A 21,111-nucleotide genomic window follows, 5' to 3' on the forward strand; every position below is an offset into this window, starting at 1 on the left:
CAAGCAAAGTTTAAAGTTTCAAACGTTTTTGGAACAATCTTTACTGTAGGATTTATAATAAGTATTTTTAGGAGCTGATTCCTGCTATTCGCTCTATCTTTATTCACATCTTCCAGCCTTCAAAAGGCTGGAAGATGTGAATAAAGGATGCCGCTGCTATCAGGGCTATGGAATTTCGGTTCAATTAACGAATTTGTTTCCTATTAAATTCGTAATTTTAAACAAACAAATTTCCATGACGAATCCCAGTTACATTGACCATGAAGAAATCCTGAAACGCTACAAACAGCCAGACAAACAGACCCATAAAGGAATTCAGGGACACGCATTGATCATTGGCGGAAGTTACGGCAAAATGGGAGCAGTGAGTTTATCCTCGAAAGCGTGCTTGAAAACCGGTTGCGGATTAGTCACCGTTTTCATTCCAAAATGTGGGTATGATATTTTACAAATCTCAATCCCGGAAGTGATGGTTCTGACGGATATTCAGGAGGAAATGATTTCTAATATCACTTTCGACTTTACCCCGCAAGCCATAGGAATTGGTCCTGGGTTAGGTCAGGCCATTGAAACCCAAAATGCGCTGTATCAATTTTTGAAAACAAATAGAACTCCTTTGGTTATAGACGCTGATGGATTGAATATAATTTCCAAAAACAAAAAATTACTAGATTTACTACAGCCCAAAACCGTTATCACGCCACACCCCAAAGAACTGGAAAGATTGATTGGAAAATGGCATTCCGAAGAGGAGAAAATGAGTAAAGCAATATCTTTTTCAAAACAACACCAAGTTATTATCGTAATGAAAGGTGCCCCAACCCGAATAATAGATGGTGAAACTGTTTATGAAAATACCACCGGAAATGCTGCTCTCGCTACCGCCGGAACGGGTGATGTTTTGACTGGAATGATTACCAGTTTATTGGCACAATCCTATGAACCGATAGACGCCGCTATTCTTGGCGTTTACCTTCATGGATTAACCGCTGATATTGCTTTACCCGAAACGGGTTATCAATCGTTTATCGCTTCAGATGTGATTGCAAATATTGGAAAAGCTTTTTTGAGTTTGAAAAAAATGGAGTAAATAGCGCTCATAAATGAATTTTATCCCACTTATTTGTAAGTTTGTATCCAAGCAAAATAGCTTTGTCCAATTCGATTATGGAAAATATACCCCATCTTAGAACCGTAAATGTTACGCGATACATCACTCCGTTGCGCGAAGGCGGTTCTTTGCCTGCGCTCGCGGAAGCCGATGATGATTTTAAATATGTACTGAAATTCAAAGGTGCCGGACACGGCGTAAAAGCTTTGATTGCCGAATTAATCGGTGGAGAAATTGCCCGTGTTTTAAACCTGAAAGTGCCGGAATTGGTTTATGCCAATCTCGACGAAGCTTTTGGACGCAGTGAAGCCGATGAAGAAATTCAGGACTTACTTCAGGGAAGTCAAGGCCTTAATCTGGCGTTACATTATTTATCGGGAGCCATAAATTTTGATCCTGTTGTCACGTTGGTTGACCCAAAACTAGCTTCTCAAATTGTTTGGTTGGATGCTTTTATTACAAATGTGGACAGAACGTTTAGAAACACCAATATGTTGATTTGGCACAAAGAATTATGGCTGATCGATCACGGTGCCAGTCTTTATTTTCATCATTCGTGGACCAATTGGGAAAAGCATGCGCAAAGTCCTTTTGCACTAATAAAAGACCATGTTTTATTACCTCAGGCTTCTTTGTTGCCAGAAACGGATACAATATTCAAAAAAATATTAAGTGACAATGTATTGCAAAGTATTGTAAATCTGATTCCGGGAGTATGGCTGAATTGGGAAGATACCGATGAAACTCCTGAAGCGATAAGGGAAGTCTATTTTCAGTTTTTATCCACACGTTTAAACCATTCCGAAATTTTTATAAACGAAGCACAAAATGCAAGAGCAACACTTATATGAGTATGCCGTAATCCGGGTTGTGCCAAGGGTAGAACGCGAAGAATTCCTCAATGTAGGTATTATTCTTTTTTGTAAAAAAGCAAAATTTATCAAGGTGCTGTATTCGGTAAATGAAGCGAAACTCCAGCTTTTTGCAGATGATTTGGATGTAGAACAATTACATTTAAATGTACAGGCATTTGCAAAAGTGGCACATGGCGAAAAATCAGGTGGACCCATAGGGCAGTTTGATATTCCATCGCGTTTTCGTTGGTTGACCGCGCTCCGCAGTTCAGCCATTCAAACCTCAAGGCCACATCCGGGTTTGTGTCATGATTTGGAACAAACAACACAACGCTTGTTTGAAGAAATGGTGTTGTAAATAAATTTTAAAACTGTTGGAAAGTCAATTCATAATTAAAATACTTTTTTGCTATCAACAATAGAATAGAGAGGGTATGACTGTCCGCAAAACGTATTAACCATTTTTTGCCACGGATTCACTGATTTTAAATTGGATAATTTCAATTTTTTTTTACCAAAAATCTATTTTTAATCTGTGAATCTGTGGCTAATTTTTTAAAAACGTTGATGCGTGATTTACTAGGAATGAGTCTACGACAATAGTATAAAAAATTTAAGGTAGACTGTTCAGATGAAGCGCAAGATGCATCCCCATACTAAAACAAGCTTGCAAGAGATAGCCGCCGGTAGGTGCATCCCAGTCGAGCATTTCACCAATGCAATAATTACTTTTTTTATCTTTTAGTTGAAAATTTTCGTCCACAGCATTCAGTTGGATACCGCCTGTTGTAGATATTGCATCGTTCAATAGCGCAGACTCAGTTATTTCGATACTTAAATTTTTTATATTTTGAGCCAATAGTTCCGGATTTAGGTAGGTTTCTTTCGAAAGGTATTTTTTCAAAAGCCCAATCTGAGCAGGACTCAATTTAATTTCTTTTTGCAGTGTTTCGCTCGTCTTTTTGAAAGTTGATTTTTTAATTTTTTGAAGTAAATCATCAGAACTCAAAGTTGGCTTCATATCCAAGAAAACAATCGCCTTTTGTTGGCTTTGCAGTTCTTTTCGAATTTGTGGACTAAGCGAATAAATGGCATTGCCTTCTAAACCAAAACGGGTAATAACCGCTTCCCCTTTTTGCTTTTTGTTCAAACAGCTAATCGCAATATTTTTGAGTGGACTGCCTTCATGTTCTAAAATAAAATCTTCCGACCAGTCCACACGATACGCACAATTCGAAGATTGAAAAGGAATGACAGGAATATTTTCCCTTTCAAATAACTCAAGCCAAGTACCATCAGAACCGGTGACTTTCCAACTCCCGCCGCCCATCGCAAAAATGGTATAGTCGGATTTTATTGCTGTATCTGAATTGAAAACAACAGCATCATTGCTTGTCCAACCCGTCCAAGTGTGTTGAAATTGAATAGTAACACCTTGCTTATCCAAAACGTCCAAAATTGCGTTGAGTACAGTTATTGGTTTGATGCCACTTTCAGGATATACCCGCTTGCTACTGCCAATGTATGTTGGAATACCGATTGTACCAATCCACTTTCTAAAGTCGTCGTTGTCAAAATCAAGGAGTGCTTTTTCCAGAAAATGAGGTGGCGTGTAGCGCGCAATTAATTCTGCAATGGGTTCCGAGTGGGTGAGGTTAAATCCTCCTTTGCCCGCCACCAGAAATTTTCTTCCTAGTGTTTTATTTTTTTCATAGATGGTAACGTTGAATTTCTGACAATCAAGTAAAGCAGCAAGTATAAGTGCTGCGGGTCCTCCTCCAATAATTGAAACGGTTTTCTTCACCCTGCAAAAATAGGTTTTGTTTTACGGATTAAACTTGATATCGATTTTTATATTAGTTGCTTTTTGGCATAGCACAAAAAAAGACTGTTCAAATTCATAATGAACAGCCTTTTAATTCTAAATGTAAAATAAATACAGTAAACTTAATATTTCGCTGATTCTCCGACTTTTGGTAAGGACTGTTTTATAAATTGTCTGATATCTTCATTGGCGGTTTCTAAATCAACTTTTCTTAAATACATCATGTGCCCGCTTCTATAGCCTTTCCAGGACATTCGATCTTTTAGTCTTCCGCTTGGATCCATTTGCCACATGTTGTATTTTGAATTGAAATAATCACAAGCTCCGTCATAATAACCGGACTGAACCATAACATGCAAATATGGATTTTGTGCCATGGCTTGACGCAGGTTTTCTCCGGTTTTATCATTGGAATCATCCCAAGGTCTGACAGAACCAAACATATTGTATTTAAAATCTGTTTTGTATTTCAAATTATTGCGCAAATACATATTGATGGCAGGAGTAAAGGAGTGCAGCCAAGAGGTAAGTTCCGCATTAAAATCAGGTGCGGTACCAGCCGCTTTGCGGTCAATTCCTTTGTAGCGGGAATCTAATCTTCCTACTGTAAATCCTTGATCGCGCAACAATTCTTTCCAGAAATAATCATACGGCACGTCTAAATTATTTTGCATCACCACTTTTTCCGAAAGTCCGGAATAGCGCGCAATTTTTACGGCCATTTCTTTTCTTGTTTGGTCGTCTAATGCGCCTCCTTTACTCATTGCGGGAAGCAACTCATTTATGGTAAAATCTTCCACTTCCGGCAACATATCAGTTAAATCTTTGTTCTGTAAATCAGAAGGCAGCATTTTGTGATACCAAGCCGTAGCGGCAAAATAAGGCAGTTTCAGTGCGGCTTCAGAAGCGACTCCGCGAGCGATTCCCAATTCAGTAGGCGATACTAAAATAACGCCGTTCAGATACATCCATTCACTGTTTTGCAACTCTAGAGCAAGTCCGGAAACGCGGGTAGTACCATAACTTTCGCCAATCAAATATTTTGGAGAAGCCCAACGATTGGTTCGGGATACAAAACCATTAATCCAATCAGCGAGGTATTTAATATCGGCATTTACACCAAAGAATTTAGTAGTTGGTATTTCCTTACTCGTAGCTCTTGAATACGCCGTATTGACCGGATTTACAAAAACAATATCGGCAACATCCAAAATCGAATACGGGTTTTCCTTGATTCCATAAGGCTGTAACGGATAGCCTTCATCATCAATATTGATTAAACTGGGGCCGGTATACGCAATCTGCATCCAAACCGAGGCCGAACCAGGACCGCCATTAAACGAAATAACCAACGGACGGGCGGCACGATCTTTTACATCAGAGCGTTCGTAATACGTGTAAAATAAACCGGCAATTGCTTTTCCGTCTTCGTCCCAAACTGGCATCGTGCCAGTTGTAGCTTTGTAGACCACTTTTTGACCTTTAATAGTCGTAGTATGTTCCGTCACCACTTGGGAGTCTGGATTAAAAATTAGATTTGCTGCTGAATTTTCTTCTTTTGGAACGGTAGGTGTGGCGGCTGTTTTCGGTGGCTGGGCATGTAAAGCCGTAAAAAATCCAACTAGGAGCAAGGATAGTACTGTTTTTTTCATAAGTAGATTGGTTAGGGGTGTTCAATACTATTTTTTTAAAACAATTTTGACAGCACTAATATATTGTTTTTTAATAGAGTGGCAAAAGTCGGAAGCAGAATTGTAATTTCCGAAGCGTGAAACACTTTTTAGGCGTAACCCCAAAGCATAAAAATTTCATTTCCCATTTACATATCTGCAGCTTTGGGTTCTGTGATTTAATGTCATTATGTTAAGAGATTTTATAGTGTATCCTTCTGATTTATAAACACAGCTGGTCTTATTCGCGTATTATATTTACTAACTTCACGTCTATTGTTGAGATTTAACTGAATTAGTACGATTCTGAAGAAATAGATTTTCTAATACTTTGAATACTTTTTCCGAAGCGATTCTTTGAAAGCGCTGGGATGTTGCCGAGGCAAGAGTAAAATTGTAAGCCTGTAGTTTAAGCAAAATAAGTGAATAAACTTTGGCAAAACAGTTTTAGCCAATGGTGAAATTAAGAATATCAGTTCTTCCAAATTGAAGAAAGGAGATGTTTTTATCTTTGAAGCGATTGATGCAATAACCACAGGTGCTGAAACCATTGTAGGTTTAACGATTATTGCTTAACGACAAATTACTGTTGAGAGCGCTCCTGTTAGTTGGGAAACTGAAGGCGACAAATTGTCTGTAAACAACGGAACTAAAGTGTGATCGGACAAAATTAAACATATTTGGAATAATCAACCAGGCAAATTTTTTTTAGATATAATGATTACTTTCGCCGAAGGAACAAGCCGTCAAAAAATGCCTTACTAAATTGCATACACCATTCTATTGGCAGTATTTAGATTATTATTATTATTATTATTATTATTAACCCGTTGGATGTAATTATTGAAGAAAAATAATTACATCCAACGGAAAACAATTAGTACAATAATTTTAACGCTACAATATCAAATCTAACCAGATTACTTATTATGTTATAATTTACTTTTCTTCAAAGCGTCGATTAATTCCACCAAATCGACTACACCGTAAGTAGACATATAGTCTGAGACTGCATAAGGTAAGATAAGGCTGTTGTTGTGAATAATTGAACCACATGAATACACTACATTAGGTACATAGCCTTCCCGTTCATCCTCAAGCGGTGAGAGTAGGGGCTCACTAAGCCTTCCAATTTCCTTCGAAGGATCATCAAGATCAAACAGCGAAGCACCTATGCAATATCGTCTCATGGCACCTACACCGTGCGTAATCACTAGCCAGCCTTCATCAGTCCAAAGTGGCGATCCACAATTTCCAATTTGTGTATATTCCCATGGATAACGCGGTTCTTGGATGATGACGGGATTATCCCATTGGGTAGCTCTATCGGAATACATAAGGTAATTGTTGACGCCATCAACTCTAGATAGCATAGCATACTTGCCCTTAATTTTTCTAGGAAATACTGCGAGGTTTTTATTTTGAGCACCAGCTCCATGTAAAGGCATTACCCGGAACGTATAAAAGTCTTCAGTAGAAATCAGTTTCGGAAGAATTACATGACCATTATAAGCGGTGTATGTAGCAATAACTTTTTCGGATTTATCATCATCCACAAAGCGAACAAAACGGGCATCTTCAATACCGCGGCTTTCAGAATCTGATATTGGAAATATAACACGTTCGGTGATGTCAGAATCATGTTTGAAATGCAAATCATAAAACGAATCTGCTAACCAGATCACTTCTTCCAGCGCGGTTCTCCTATCAAGGCTTATTGTTTGATCGCTCAAGGCTTGATTTACAATATTTTTTAAAGCATAATATCCAAATTCATCTGGTAAGTCTTGCATAATACAAGTTGAATATTTGTCCTGAGTATGCATTTCTGTCAATTTCTGTATAAATCGTTTTTTGTTATATAATGATTTGTGAATAATTTCAGCTTTATCGATGTTGTCGCCAATTTTTACCATTTGGAGATCGTTATTTTTATCGAGAATTCCCCTTCTAAAAACGATTGATGAGATATGACCTTCCCCCGTGGCACGGAAAGAAATGATGACTCGTTTTTCTCCCTTTTCAAGATTTGACTGATCAAAATCTTCCACAATAGAAGGGTTGAAAAAGGCTGCTGATTCTATGGCATACTCCATTGTACAGTAGGAACCGATGAGCAATTTTCGTTCCGCTGAAAGGCTATCATAATTGATTTGCATCCCTTCAATTATCCCTCTGATTTTTTCGCAATGCTTATAAAATGTATTTGAAATATTCCTATGACGTCGGGCAAAATCCCGAAGAGTGTGTTCCAAGGTCTCTCTGACTTGTTTTTCATTTAATGTCATGATGTGACTCACCATTTTTTGGGTCCGTTCATCGCCATTCATAAAATAGCGGGCAACAACCCTACTGCAATCAGGAATAAATTTTACATTTTTTCGTATGACAGGAACTCTCATAGATTTATTTTTAAATTTAATTAAATAAGTACGTTTTTTATCAAGTGATGAAAAGTCGTCTGAGTATTATAAAAGGCGTTAGCACCAATGTATAAAAACCATCGATAATTGTGCTGATGTCTTCATCCCCTTAGCAATTTAAGGTTCATATGGAATGTTTATTTTATCAATCGTTAGCTTGTATTGTGCTTTTAAATTGATGTAAAATAGAAAATAGTATTAAAATTTATTTTGTTCGAATTCAATCGAAACGTTTTATCTGTTTTATGTTAATTTTTTCGTGTTCTAAGGAACAATATAACGTAAGCTTTTATCCTCTCTCCAAGCTGTTTTTAATAAATTGATGTATTTTAAAAAGGGAATCGAATCCAGCATTTTTCGAAACCGCTCCTACCGGCTCCTTCCATTTTAATCCTGAATTTTTTTCAGTAATGGAATATTTTCCATTTGTTCCAGACGTTTAATAAGTTCTCTTTTAAAGTCATTTAATTCTGTCTCCATATTTGTCAATTCTAAATGCGTATTTCTTTTTCTTTGTTTAATTTCCCCAGATTGGGAATAATTTCATGAATTTTACTTTCTGCTTTAGTTACTTGTATTCGTTTGCAGTAAATGAGGCTCTCTGAACTATGTGAGGGAGCAATCATCATGATTAGAAATGGATAATTGTCAGTTACTTTAGCCGCTTTTAATTTTCCGCATTCAAGTTCCACTTTGACTGCAAATTCAAATTCTTGCATATTAAATGTTTCCTGTTTGCTTTTCGGATTTAAATAAGCCTGGATTGCCTTCGCATTATTCATAGTTAATAAATTTACGAAAGTTTTTTTTCAGTCATTCAAGTCCTTAGCTCTGGCCTCTTCAATAGCAGGAATATTTTTTAGATTTTGAAGATCTCCTTGTGACCAGTCCCAACTTTAGGACGAGCTGGTTTTATGTATTTTTCACAAAAATCTGCTGTATCAATTTTACGACTTACAAATTCCCCTTCCCTTTTTATATAAAAGTCCTGATAAATTCCGCTACATTTCATTTTTTTACTTTTTAAAAAGATTCGGTTTTAAAAAAAATATGTTCAGGTAAATGGTCTGCGTAATATTTTATTTAAGATTTCTTCATACTTTTCAGGAAACTTAAATCATTGTTTTTCATTGATTAAGATTTGAAGTCGTCAATGCCTTAATATTTCTTCACGCAATTTACCCAATAAAAAAATTCATATTTCGTCGTCATAATAGTTATAAATAGGTACTGTAAAATTGAAAGAGGAGGCGACACTCTGCATGCTTTCGACCCATATTTTACTACCGTTTTTTTGTAAAAGATCTTTTACCAATAATAATCCGATACCTTGACCTTTATTTTTTGTTCTTTCTTTTAAAAAAAATCCATTTGTGGGGTAAAAATATTTTTTTGTTGTTCTTTAAACATGCCAATTTCAAAATTCCAGATTTCCACAATAATTTTATCACATTCTCTAACGGTTGTAATGGTAATTTTTCCATTAGGTTATGAATATTTGATAGCATTTGAAACAATGTTTTGAAGTATCGAGAGCAACATTTTTCCATCGACAAAAACACAGTTATTTTCTTGAATTTTGTGACGAAGAGTAATTGTGTTTAGAAGAGCGTTTTTCTTTAATATTTCAAAAACTTTATCCACATATTGTACCAACTCAATTTTTGAGGGAGAAAATACGTCAACCGCATATTTTACTCTAACCCATTCCACCAGATAGTCTAACAAATGTAATTCCTTTATTGAGGATTCGTAAATCAGACTGAGCATTTCCTTTACCGTAGAAATGTCCATTTTCTCAAAATTTGACTTCAGATACTCCTTCGTTCCTACAATTCCCGCAAGATGTCTTCTTAAATCACGGTAAAGTATAGCCAGCATGCTGTTTTTGTGCGTTATAAGTTATGCAAGATCTTTTGCATCAGCGTTGGCAATAAGCCCTCTTTTTGTAATATTATCCGTAATCCAAAGGCGCTTTATGGATTTTTGAAATTTAATTTGCGTTAATTGTTACCTTTTTGGATCAGATTTATATATTTAATCATTTTTTTTAGATTGCACATACGTCAAATAAATGCTACTAAAGTTAAATATTTTTAATCACATATAATGTTTATAATTGAAAAAAAATAATATAATTACTTAATAATGAGTGATTAGTATTTTTTTTATTTTAACACAATGTTGAATTTTAAAAACTAAACTTTCTCAGATACAAACTTGAGATTAGGTTTTTGGACGAAAAAAATTAAATCAAATAGAAGAACATAATAATAAAGAATACTTCTGGAAATTTAAATAATTTATTGTCATTGGTGGGAAAGAAAGTATAATAAGAAATAACGTTTTCATCTGTAGAAGAAAGATCCGACTAATTAATTTAAAAATTCTCAAGTTAATCCAAATTCCAGAGTCCCATTCTGGAAATCTTATAAAATTGAGATTTTTTAGAGATCGGATAAATTAATTTAATTTTTCTAAGCTCTGTCAGTAAGCGCTCCAATATCTTGTAAACGATTTGTAGAGCAGTTTAGCGTGTATATTCCAGTTAAATAATAAAGGAAGGTTTTAAATTAATGCGATTATTGACAGGAAATTGCGGCAGATTAATTTTAGTGGAGCGGCTCCCTGTTTAATTATTACTTCATCGATTTGACGCATTATTTAAATAAAATTAACAGTTACAAAATTTTATTATTAATCTTAAATTTATTTTAAATACTTGTAAATGAGTTATTTGTGTTTTATCTTTATAGTGGTAAAATATTTTAAAATGCTGTTGCGTGATAATTATGAAACCATATTGAAAGAGAAATTACATTTCAGCTAAGTTGTTTTTCGACTGTGTATCTAAAAAAATGAGATGTACCACGATGTTATTTTTTAATCTTATTCAAAGTAATTTTTATATTAATCTTTTAAAATCAATTAAAATGAAAAAAGTAATTTTTGTAAGTGCGGCACTTTGCTTTTCAATGTGTTTGTTCGCCCAAACAGATTCAACGAACAAAAAAATGCAGCAAATTAATAATGGAAAAAATCAAATGACCAGAGAAGGGAATTATCAAACAGCTAATAAGACTTTTCCCGATGGCGTAATGATGAAAAATGGGAAGTTGATGATGGTCAAAAATGGAAAAATGACCTTAATGGATCACGAAATGTCAATGAGTAACGGGACGAAAGTGATGTCCAACGGGACCATTATGAAAAAGGACGGTACAAAGATGATGATGAAAGAAGGCCAACATATGAATATGGCTGGTAATCTCAGAAATCCTCAAACAAAAAAAGGTATTACTAAAAAAACCACTGTTAAGGAACCTAATAACAACAAAAAGAAAGATATGTATTTGATGCAAAATGAAAAAATTAAAAAAGATAGTTTGAAATAATCAGCGTAACAAAGTAATTAATAATTCTAATCTTAAATAAAGCAACAATGGAAACGGAAGGAAATCAAAACCAGCCAGAACAGACTAAATCGGAAAAAAAAATGCTAACAGGAATGTTTGCTGATCGTGAAAGCGCCGAGAATGCCTACAACTCCCTTCATGAAAGAGGGTATAGCAAGGATGATATAAATCTAATAATGTCAGACGAAACCCGTAAAAAACATTTCTCAGATGTGGAAGAAACAGAAATAGGTACAAAAGCAGCTGAAGGTGCAGGAAAAGGTTCTGCAATTGGGGGAACTGTAGGTGCAATTGTAGGTGTTGTTGCGGCATTAGGGACGAGTTTGGTCATACCGGGTCTTGGTTTGCTAGTAGCTGGTCCTTTAGCTGCAGGTCTTGCTGGGGCTGGGGCAGGTGGTATCGCAGGCGGAGTAATAGGAGCCTTAGTGGGTTCTGGAATTCCGGAAGAACGAGCAAAAATATATGAATCCGGGGTAAAAGATGGGCGAATTGTGATGGGTGTTAATCCGAGAAACGATGACGATGCGAATCACATTGAAAATTCATGGCGCGAAAACAAGGGAGAAGAAATCTACCGGTAGTACAACAGGTTTACAAGGGTTGGCATTTTTAGATGTCAACCTTTTTTTATTTTACGGGAGAAACGTTTCGAGATGAATTTTTACGACAAATGATGATGATATCAATCATAGTTTGACTGATAAAACAAAAATCGATGTTGATTTCCTGAGTCATCGTAATAGTTACAAACTAACTGCTGAAACTATTCCATGTAATTATTTTAAAAATAATTCGATAAATTTTGTTCTTATATCAACAAGACCTTTTCGATAACAAAGTTATTTTACGTCTTAAAAAGGGCTGAAATTTAAACCAGTTCAGAGTTTATACAACACATCAAAATCTTCAATAACAAGTTCTAATGTTAAAATTTGGGGATGACCAGACTTATTTATTCGAGGAAAAATCAAAGACTATCCTTATAACGATGGACGCCAAGTATTATATTAATAAAGCACAAGTAAAAATAAAACTGTTTTAAATACTTTCTGGGTATTTTACTCCTGGTGAAAATAAGTAGAATAACTTTGGTATTAAATTCGCTTTATTTTCCATTCTAATACAAAGTTTAAACATTTTCAATAAATATACAAATAGTGGTGTTTCTGTCAATAATACTAATCTTCTGCACAATTATTACTTCTAATTATGAAAAAACATAGTAATTGTCTTCTCTATTAATTCATTTTTATTATATATCTTGTTTGAATTGATGTTATTTATTTCATTTTGTATTGGAATCGATTAATTACTATTTTGAAACTCATGACGCAAATTAATGCCATAAAGATAACTCATGAAAAAGACACTCTTTAAATTTTAAAAAAAATTGAATAGTAGAACTTACTGACTATAAAATCAATCGGTGATGCGCTTTCCACAATCAATTTTATAGCTTCGTAAAAGAGAAAAAACTGGATGTCATTTTCTTCGATTTCCTATTTATAGTTGATCTTTTTTTTAAATGTTTAAAAAATATGAATTTAGCGTTCCAAAACTAAAGTTTATTTTAGTACGAGAAAATTATGCAGTAAAAGCAGTTAAATACAATACAAGTGATTTTATTTTATAGACAAATGATTTTAATGCTATTGTTTTAGCCGTTTACAAAGTCATCAAAAGGATTGAAATGGAACGCAGTTATTAGAATCAAAAAGTCAAGAATGTTACGCTTTAGTCTCTTTAGATCACTTAAATGACTATTTTGCCATTGTATCGTTGGAAAAAATAGAAATTATTTTAATGTCGGAAATTAAACTATGTCGGGCTAATGGGAGACTCACTAATTTTTTTCTCTTAAATTTTATAAAGGTTATTTCTAACAAAAATTTAAGAGAATACATTATGCTGCTGGACAGTAACTATTTTTTTTAATCCATTATTCCGATTGTATTAATCTGCGGAACATATGAAAAATATAGAAAGGGGATGGTTATTTTTATGAATTTTCAAATGAAATTATTTTACTTGTCACAAAAAGGAGCGAGAGGATTTTAATAAAGTTATAATTGAAAGAGTAGTGCATTTATAGTAATTCTTAGCCAAGAATTACATTTTGAATTATTTTATCCAAATTACTTCTAAAATTAATTTCGCACATGAAAAATAACAATTTAATGATAAAACATGGCTCCAACGATTTATACCTGATTAAAAAATAATTAACAAAATGCGGTGTTAATTATATTGCGGAAACAATGCATAAAAAAACAGACTAAAAAAAGCACTTTTTATATTCCAGCATGATATCATCCTCTCCAATTGTATTTTTCCGACTTTTGATGGTTTTCCGGCTTTAAAAAATAAGAGAGAAACTAATACCACAAATACCTTTTATTTTTGTTTCCAAATCCATTGATATAGAAAATACCGAAGTGCGTATCAAAAAAGAATTAACAGATTTTGTACTTAAAAAGCGATTATACACTTTAATCATTAAAATAAACTTTGTCTCTAAGAGCAATTTTCCATTTTCATGACAATAATTATAGTTGGTTATTTTTGAAAATTTGCTTGTCTTTATTTCTTGTTCTTTATATGGTAACATCATTCAATTTTTTTATAAATTCCAAAGTAGATATGATGTCCTGTTAATAAAATTTACGAGACTGTGAATTTTGTAACTATTAAAAATAATTGTGTACAGAATAGATTTGACTAATTTTTAAATTTGTTTCTCAAATAATATCAGAACCAATTTCTGAAATCAAAAGTTATGAAAACGACAAAAGACGAATCTACAAAAGCCATTAAAGCACCAAACAATACGCCAAGGAAAACAACCAAAAATTCAAATCGTACCGTAAAAGACGCAGCCACAATAGCAAAACCTGAGGCATCGAAAGACTTAAGAGATTTTTTAGAAGAAGAATTAAAAGCTATTTATTGGGCAGAAAAAGCGTTGACAAAAGCACTTGTTAAAATGGTCAAAAATGCTACATCTTTTCAATTGATAAAGACGTTTGCGGAATATTTGAAAGAAACCGAAGTACATGTTACACGTTTGGAGCACGTTTTTGAATCATTGGGTCTCAAAGCAGTTGCTAATAAATGTGATGCAATGGCAGAACTGTTGCATGAGGTCAATGGCATAATCGAGGGAACTGAAGTTGGTAATGTTCGCGATGCAGCGATGATTGCTGCAGCGCAGAAAGTGAAACATTATGAAATCGCTACTTATGGGACTTTGCGTGTTCATGCTGTTACTCTTGGTAAAACAAAAGCTGCCTTACTTCTTGCAAAAACACTTGAAGAACAGAAAAACGCTGACGTAAAATTAACAGAAATTGCTGAATCACATATCAGTGTTAGTGCTGCGCACGAAGGTGGTAAATAAATAAATATTTCACTGATTTTATTGTGAGTTTATGTGCCCTAATCAAAGATTTGGGGACTTGTATTTTTAGTTTTTTAAATTTTTATCTTCTGTACTGCAGTCAAAATGTTCGGTGAAGAAATTTTTGTTAAGTGTATCTGACAACGATTCAGCATTCCTTTTCATAAACATAATTCTTATTTTTATGTTCGCTAAAAATATACATATCGGTTGTTCTTCCTTTTACATCGCTAAACGGAAGAATGCTTTTTATCCGGAAAATATTTTACCAGCTAAATGGTTTGCGTTTTATTGCATGCATTTCAACAGTTTTAAAATAAATGCTACATTTTATAAATTCCCCACATTGCTAATCCTCACCATTTGGTATAAAAAAAGCCCTGATGGTTTTATACATTGCGTTAAAGCACCAAAACTGACAAAGTATGTTAAAAAGCTCGTCTACTGCAAACCTAAAATAGGTGAATTCTTTTCGTTTTGCAGACATGGAATGATCGATAAACTGGGTAGTATCTTATTCCAGTTCCCTCCAAGTTTCCTTTACAACGCTATAAAGCTTGCTCTTATAATAGAAGCTATCAGGCTTCACGGAATTTTAAAAATGTTTTATTCTAAATATAGCCGCATTGATCTCATAAAGCTTCATGATCTTACTGACAAAAACTTATTTGCAAAAGTCTTTATATTCGTCAATACTACCGCAAGCAAAGCCGGAGTTTTAAATGCACAGGAACTAAAAACACTTTTTAAATCTTAATTCTCAATTTATTCACTTTGTACCAAGTTGCCGTATATGGAATTTGATTCTTTTTAAAGGGTATATAAAGTAGATAATTTTAGTGCCGATGGATTTAAATAATAAGATAATACGTTTTAAAAAACAGTAAAAGACAATGAAAATAATAGAGATTAAGGTGATGCGTGGAGCCAATTACTGGTCTGGAAACAGGAAAAAACTTATCGTTATGAAACTTGACATTGGAGAGTGGGATCAAAGGCCTACAAACACGATTAAAGGTTTTGGCGAAGTATTAGAAAAACTGTTGCCGTTTTTAAAAAGTCGAAAATGTTCAGAAAGAATTGAAAACAGTTTTTTAGAACGTGTAAAAACAGGAATATCAGTAGGACATGTAATAGAACAAATTGCACTCGAATTACAAAGCCTTGCAGGAATGGAGTGTGGTTTCGGACAAACGCTCCCTACTAATGTAAAGGGCATATATAATGTTGTTTTCTCATACAGTACTGAAAGATCTGGGAAATATGCTGCTAAAGCTGCGGTTGATTTAGTGGAAAATTTGTTGATTGGATTAGAGTATAATGTGGAAGCTGCTGTACAAGAATTGCAACGCTTGTACAATAGAGAAAAATTGGGTCCCAGTACGTTTGCCATTGTAAAAGAAGCGGAAAGCAGAAATATTCCGTACACTAGACTAAATGATGATTCTGTATTAATGCTCGGACAGGGATGCAATCAAAAAATTATACGCGCATCCGTTGCATCAACTACAAGCAGCATAGCAGTTGATATGGCTTGTGATAAAGATGCAACCCGCAACTTATTGTCCCAGTCATACATTCCCGTACCTAAAGGGATGCTAATCGATGACATAACGGAACTGGAAGAGGTTGTCAAAAAAATTGGATTTCCGCTTGTGACCAAACCAGTAAATGGCAACCACGGCAGAGGAATTACTACACAATTAACAACTCTAAATGAAGCACAAAAAGGTTTTTATGATGCCCAAAAAATTTCAGAAAATGTAATCGTGGAGCGTTTTATACCAGGAAATGACTATCGTTTTCTGGTTATCAATTACAAACTGGCAGCCGTAGCGAAAAGAACACCGGCTTTAATTTTAGGCAATGGTATATCCACTATTGAAGAACTGATTACTAAAACTAATAGTGATCCAAACAGAGGTGAAGGCCATCAAAAAGTACTCACTAAAATAAAAATTGATGCGGCAACACAATCCATTTTAGCGGCTAAAGAACTTAGACTGGATTCGGTTTTATCCGCTGGAGAAATTTTATTCTTAAAAGACACAGCCAACTTAAGCTCTGGCGGAACAGCAATGGATATAACGGATTTGGTGCATCCACAGAATGTTTTTATGGCAGAACGTATTGCACGTCTGATGAATTTAGACATTTGTGGTATTGATATCATGGCCGAAAATGTTGCAATTCCGATCACCGAAAAAAACGGAGCTGTGATTGAAGTAAATGCAGGTCCTGGTTTGAGAATGCACCTTTCTCCCACCGAAGGAATGGCAAGAAATGTGGCTGAGCCTTTAGTCAATATGCTTTTTCCTAATAATGCCAACGGACGTATTCCGGTAGTTGCTGTTTCAGGTACCAATGGAAAAACTACGGTTACACGATTGATTGCCCATTTGGCGCAAGCGGCAGGACATCATGCAGGATATACGACAACGGATGGAATTTATATCGACGGAAATACAATTCGTTTAGGAGATTGTAGCGGACCCGGCGGTTCAGCGACCGTGCTTCGTGACCCACTTGTTGATTTTGCAGTTCTCGAATGTGCCAGAGGCGGAATACTTAGAGCCGGCTTAGGATTTGATAAGTGCAACATCAGTGTGGTAACCAACGTTACTGAGGATCATTTGGGATTAAATGATATTGACACTATTGAACAATTGGCTCGAGTCAAAGCAGTGGTGGCACAAAGTACCTTTGATACCGGAACCGCAATTCTGAATGCGGATGACGATTTGGTTTATCAAATGAAAAATACCCTTACTTGCACCATTGCATTATTCAGCATGAATGCCAATAATGAACGGATAAAAAAACATTGCAGTGACGGCGGATTAGCGGCTTTTGTCGAAGATAATTATTTTGTCGTAAGTAAAGGCGAATCGAAAATAAAAATAGTAGCAGTTGATCAAGTGCCCCTTACTTTTTCAGGTACCTGCGAGTTTATGATTAAAAATGTTTTGCCCGCTTTATTAGCGGCTTCAGTTAGTAATTTTCCTGTCGAAACAATTAGGGCTGCGCTAAATTCTTTTATCCCGTCGCCAACATTAACGCCCGGCAGAATGAATATTTTCGAGTTTAAGAATTTCCGATTAATGATTGATTATGTTCACAATACGGACGGATACCTTCAGATGCAAAAATTTATGGAGCAAGTTGATGCAACAAAGAAGACAGGAATAATTTCAGCCACTGGAGACCGTCGTGTCGAAGATATTAAGAACATTGGCAGGTATTCTGCTCAAATGTTTGATGAAATAATAATAAGACACGGAGACAATAGAGGAAGAACGACAGAAGAACTCAGCACAATGCTTTCTGATGGTATTCGGGAAATTGACAGCAGCATTAAGATAAGTATCATCTCAAATGAAATAGAATCCGTACAATATACCATTGATCATGCGCAAAGCGGTGAATTTATTTTTGTGTGTGTTGATGACATTCAAAATACGATTGCCTATGTACAACAACAAATAGAAAAAGAAAATGCAGCGGTTAATTTAGTTCCGCAGTCCTGATAGAAATAGTTTAGTTTCACATGCTCGCCGAAGCAACTGGAAGTACAAATAAAATAGAAACAGCTATTTCATTGCTGTACCAACTGTAATGCTTTATACTACTAAATTTGTGCCGTGGTTTTGTTCTAAAGTAGAGCACTTCAAATGGTCGTCAAAAATGAAAAAACCTTATTCAACAAATTTCAAATAATTAAACAATATAAACTTTGTAAAATGAAAAAAAAATTAATACCATTGTTATTTTTAGTACTGCCTTTTTTATGCAGTGCGCAAGAATACATCGATCTGTTTTCCATCAATTATGGGAAATCACAAAAAACAACTTTCGAAAATTCATCCATTAACACCGACATAACTACATTTCAAACAAATCTTATTTTACCAATTGTTTTAAATGAAAAATATATTGCTGTAACGGGTGTAAATTTCAGCAGCTACAAATTACAATTGTTTCCTGATTCTGATAAAAATCATTTGTACTCAACAAATTTAAGAGCAGGTTTGACTGTAAAACATTCTGAACACTGGAGTGGAATATACCTTTTTCTGCCAAAAGTGGCATCTGATTATATCAATCTCAGCAGTGACGATATTTACCTGGGCGGATTGGCTTTATTAAAATATAAAAGAAACGAAAGTTTTGGTTACGGTTTGGGACTTTACGGCAGCAGTGAAGCTTACGGTATGTCCGTAGTTCCCATTGTTACTTTCTATTATCATAGTCCGGATAAACGTTTTGAAATAAATGCCTTTATGCCAAATGACGCTGATATTAATTATAGTTTGACTGATAAAACTAAAGTGGGCGTGGATTTTCTGGGTCATGGAAACAGTTACAAACTGACCACTGATAACGTTCGTTCGAATTATGTCGAAAATAATTCGATAGACCTTTCGACTTACTTACAAAGAAGCGTTTTGGACAAAAAAATTCTTTTACGTATAAAAATGGGCTATTCTTTAAATCAGTTTAGAGTGTATCCAATAGATGAAAAACTTGACTTACAAATTCTAGCGTTAAAATTTGGTGATAACCGAACCTTGGTGTTAGAAAACAAATCAAACACACTCCTATTGAAGTTGGAAGCTATTTATCGCTTTGATTTGAATACTGTTAAAAAATAAGTCGAATCACGAAAATATGTTTACGGTGCGCAGATTAATTTTGGACCAAAAGATAATTAAACTACCCGTAAAGTATATTTCTCTTTGTTTAATTTATTGACCACATAGAAACGTAGATTTTAAAAATTTGGAATTCGTTGCACTTTTTTAAAGAAAACCGTAGCAGTGTCAACCCATAATTGTAATGTTTAACTATTTTTTTCTAAGTTTTTATGTAATTCAATTTTTTATTAAAGATTTATTGAAATTTGGATTAATTACTCACAACGCGCCAAAGTTTTTATTTTGTCAATCCTACAGAGTGGGAATCAAATGATAGATTCATAAAGTGAGATTTCTTGTTGCTGAAAAAGACAAAATCAATCCATACCAAAGATACAATTTGTAACCTTTAATACTTTAATCTAAATAGAGTTCAGGCGTAATAAAACAATGTTTCTATAGACCAAAAAAAAACTTTAATTACATCCATTGGGCAACGGAGCAGTAAAATTCATCGCTGATTTATTTACCACTATGTGTATTTTGATGTATTATTCAATGTCTTCTTTTTTCGAAATATCCTTCTTATCTAAAGGTTTATTGAGAGGTAAGGTAAAATAAAAGGAAGATCCTACGCCTTCTTCACTTTCAACCCATATTTTTCCGTTATTTTTTTCTAAAAATCCTTTTACAAGCAATAGACCAATGCCCGCTCCTTTATTTTCTTCTACCGTTTTTGAAAGTGCTTTAACCTGAGGAGTAAAAAGTTTATCCATTATTTCTTTGGACATACCCTTTCCTGAATCTTTGATTGCTACAATCATCATATCATCACTTTGCTTTGCTGACAAGGTAATTTGGCCTCCTTTATGAGAATGTTTAATCGCATTCGAAATTATATTTTGAAGAATAGAAAGCAACATTTTCTCATCAGCAAACACGGTGCAATTTTCTTCTATTTCACTGTGAAGATTTATGGTATTGATGGATGCGGTTTCTTTTAATGATTCAAAAACTTTTTCTACATAATGAACAAGTTCTATTTTGGACGGAACAAACGCTTCGGCAGCGTATTTTATCCTTGTCCATTCTACCAGATAATCCAGCATGTTCAATTCGTTTACCGCCGCAATGTGAAATTCTTTCAACAATTCTTTGGCTAAAGCAGGATTAATTTTATCAAAATTTGTCTCCAAATATTGAGCACCCTGAATAATTCCGGCAAGTGGGCTTCTTAAATCGTGGGACAAAATCGCAAGTACACTTTCCTTGTGGGCATTGAGATCTTCCAACTCTTTTGCATATTTTTTTATTGAGTCCTCTGATTCTTTTTTGGCAGTAATGTCACGCAATATTTTTACAAATCCTATAACTGCATCATCTTCATCTTTAAGTGGGAATACCAAACCATCTGCAAAAAATGTTTTTCCGTCCTTGCACAAGTGCCATCTTACATCTACAGATCGTCCTTCTTTTAGAGCAATGTCAATTTCCCTTTGCGGAATTCCAGCTTTTTTATCTTCTTCGGTAAAAATAGTTTCAAATGGTTCCCCAATAATTTCATCTGTTTCATACTGAAATATATGTGTTGCCCCTGAATTCCAACTGTTAATATTTAAATCTGTATCAACCGTAAAAATGGAATAGTCCAATAAACTATCAATTATTTGGCTATAAAATTCTGCTGTAGGAACGTATTGTTCCTTAAGACCTTTCGTAGTTTTTGCTGTAGACATTTTTTTTGGATTTAAAAATACTGTATGAAGAATTAAGGCGCAAAT

General features: G+C 34.5%; 15 protein-coding genes. 9 read left to right on the top strand and 6 right to left on the bottom strand.

Annotated features, from left to right (window positions below; genetic code table 11):
• Positions 1-235: 235 nt before the first annotated feature.
• The 3 genes from ACP7AT_RS08915 to ACP7AT_RS08925 all read left to right on the top strand — a co-directional run bounded on the left by ACP7AT_RS08915 (position 236) and on the right by ACP7AT_RS08925 (position 2,323).
• A complete protein-coding gene (locus ACP7AT_RS08915) occupies positions 236-1,090 on the top strand; it encodes an NAD(P)H-hydrate dehydratase (RefSeq protein ID WP_426063986.1) in 855 nt (284 codons plus the stop codon).
• A gap of 77 nt (positions 1,091-1,167) precedes the next feature.
• On the top strand, positions 1,168-1,962 hold the full coding sequence (locus ACP7AT_RS08920) for a HipA family kinase (protein ID WP_426063987.1): 795 nt from the start codon (positions 1,168-1,170) through the stop codon (positions 1,960-1,962).
• Positions 1,940-2,323: a DUF3037 domain-containing protein gene (locus tag ACP7AT_RS08925; RefSeq protein WP_426063988.1), complete on the top strand. Its 384-nt coding sequence runs from the start codon at positions 1,940-1,942 to the stop codon at positions 2,321-2,323. The genes ACP7AT_RS08920 and ACP7AT_RS08925 overlap by 23 nt, the downstream gene beginning before the upstream one ends.
• Before the next feature lie 255 nt (positions 2,324-2,578).
• Here ACP7AT_RS08925 and ACP7AT_RS08930 read toward each other — a convergent pair whose 3' ends face one another.
• The 5 genes from ACP7AT_RS08930 to ACP7AT_RS08950 form a co-directional block, all read right to left on the bottom strand.
• On the bottom strand, positions 2,579-3,769 hold the full coding sequence (locus ACP7AT_RS08930) for an NAD(P)/FAD-dependent oxidoreductase (RefSeq protein WP_426063989.1): 1,191 nt from the start codon (positions 3,767-3,769) through the stop codon (positions 2,579-2,581).
• Positions 3,770-3,912: 143 nt separating this feature from the next.
• The gene (locus ACP7AT_RS08935) at positions 3,913-5,442 is read right to left on the bottom strand and encodes a S10 family peptidase (RefSeq protein ID WP_426063990.1); all 1,530 of its coding nucleotides are present in this window, start codon (positions 5,440-5,442) and stop codon (positions 3,913-3,915) included.
• A 950-nt stretch (positions 5,443-6,392) separates the two neighbouring features.
• Positions 6,393-7,862 carry a glycoside hydrolase family 130 protein gene (locus ACP7AT_RS08940; RefSeq protein WP_426063991.1) on the bottom strand — a complete coding sequence of 490 codons (1,470 nt, stop codon included), beginning with the start codon at positions 7,860-7,862 and terminating at the stop codon, positions 6,393-6,395.
• A gap of 512 nt (positions 7,863-8,374) precedes the next feature.
• Positions 8,375-8,665, bottom strand: coding sequence for a hypothetical protein (locus ACP7AT_RS08945; RefSeq protein WP_426063992.1), 291 nt, complete (start codon positions 8,663-8,665; stop codon positions 8,375-8,377).
• Positions 8,666-9,371: 706 nt separating this feature from the next.
• Positions 9,372-9,764 carry a hypothetical protein gene (locus ACP7AT_RS08950; protein WP_426063993.1) on the bottom strand — a complete coding sequence of 131 codons (393 nt, stop codon included), beginning with the start codon at positions 9,762-9,764 and terminating at the stop codon, positions 9,372-9,374.
• Positions 9,765-10,816: 1,052 nt separating this feature from the next.
• On the opposite strand from ACP7AT_RS08950, the gene ACP7AT_RS08955 reads away from it, so the two are divergent.
• The 6 genes from ACP7AT_RS08955 to ACP7AT_RS08980 all read left to right on the top strand — a co-directional run bounded on the left by ACP7AT_RS08955 (position 10,817) and on the right by ACP7AT_RS08980 (position 19,348).
• The gene (locus tag ACP7AT_RS08955; RefSeq protein ID WP_426063994.1) at positions 10,817-11,278 is read left to right on the top strand and encodes a DUF6799 domain-containing protein; all 462 of its coding nucleotides are present in this window, start codon (positions 10,817-10,819) and stop codon (positions 11,276-11,278) included.
• 47 nt (positions 11,279-11,325) lie between these two features.
• Positions 11,326-11,880, top strand: a complete 555-nt coding sequence (locus ACP7AT_RS08960; protein WP_426063995.1) for a hypothetical protein — start codon at positions 11,326-11,328, stop codon at positions 11,878-11,880.
• Positions 11,881-14,075: 2,195 nt separating this feature from the next.
• Positions 14,076-14,696, top strand: a complete 621-nt coding sequence (locus ACP7AT_RS08965) for a ferritin-like domain-containing protein (RefSeq protein WP_426063996.1) — start codon at positions 14,076-14,078, stop codon at positions 14,694-14,696.
• A gap of 184 nt (positions 14,697-14,880) precedes the next feature.
• Positions 14,881-15,453: a DUF72 domain-containing protein gene (locus ACP7AT_RS08970; RefSeq protein ID WP_426063997.1), complete on the top strand. Its 573-nt coding sequence runs from the start codon at positions 14,881-14,883 to the stop codon at positions 15,451-15,453.
• Between the two features lie 136 nt (positions 15,454-15,589).
• Complete coding sequence (gene cphA, locus ACP7AT_RS08975) at positions 15,590-18,223, top strand: cyanophycin synthetase (protein WP_426063998.1); 2,634 nt, start codon at positions 15,590-15,592, stop codon at positions 18,221-18,223.
• A gap of 213 nt (positions 18,224-18,436) precedes the next feature.
• Entirely contained in the window at positions 18,437-19,348 is a 912-nt protein-coding gene (locus ACP7AT_RS08980) for a DUF6268 family outer membrane beta-barrel protein (RefSeq protein WP_426063999.1), read from the top strand.
• A 533-nt stretch (positions 19,349-19,881) separates the two neighbouring features.
• Here ACP7AT_RS08980 and ACP7AT_RS08985 read toward each other — a convergent pair.
• Positions 19,882-21,066 carry a PAS domain-containing sensor histidine kinase gene (locus tag ACP7AT_RS08985; RefSeq protein ID WP_426064000.1) on the bottom strand — a complete coding sequence of 395 codons (1,185 nt, stop codon included), beginning with the start codon at positions 21,064-21,066 and terminating at the stop codon, positions 19,882-19,884.
• Between the last annotated feature and the right edge of the window lie 45 nt (positions 21,067-21,111).

This window comes from Flavobacterium sp. DSP2-3-1 (genome assembly GCF_049896865.1).
In the GTDB taxonomy this organism is placed as follows: Bacteria; Bacteroidota; Bacteroidia; order Flavobacteriales; family Flavobacteriaceae; genus Flavobacterium.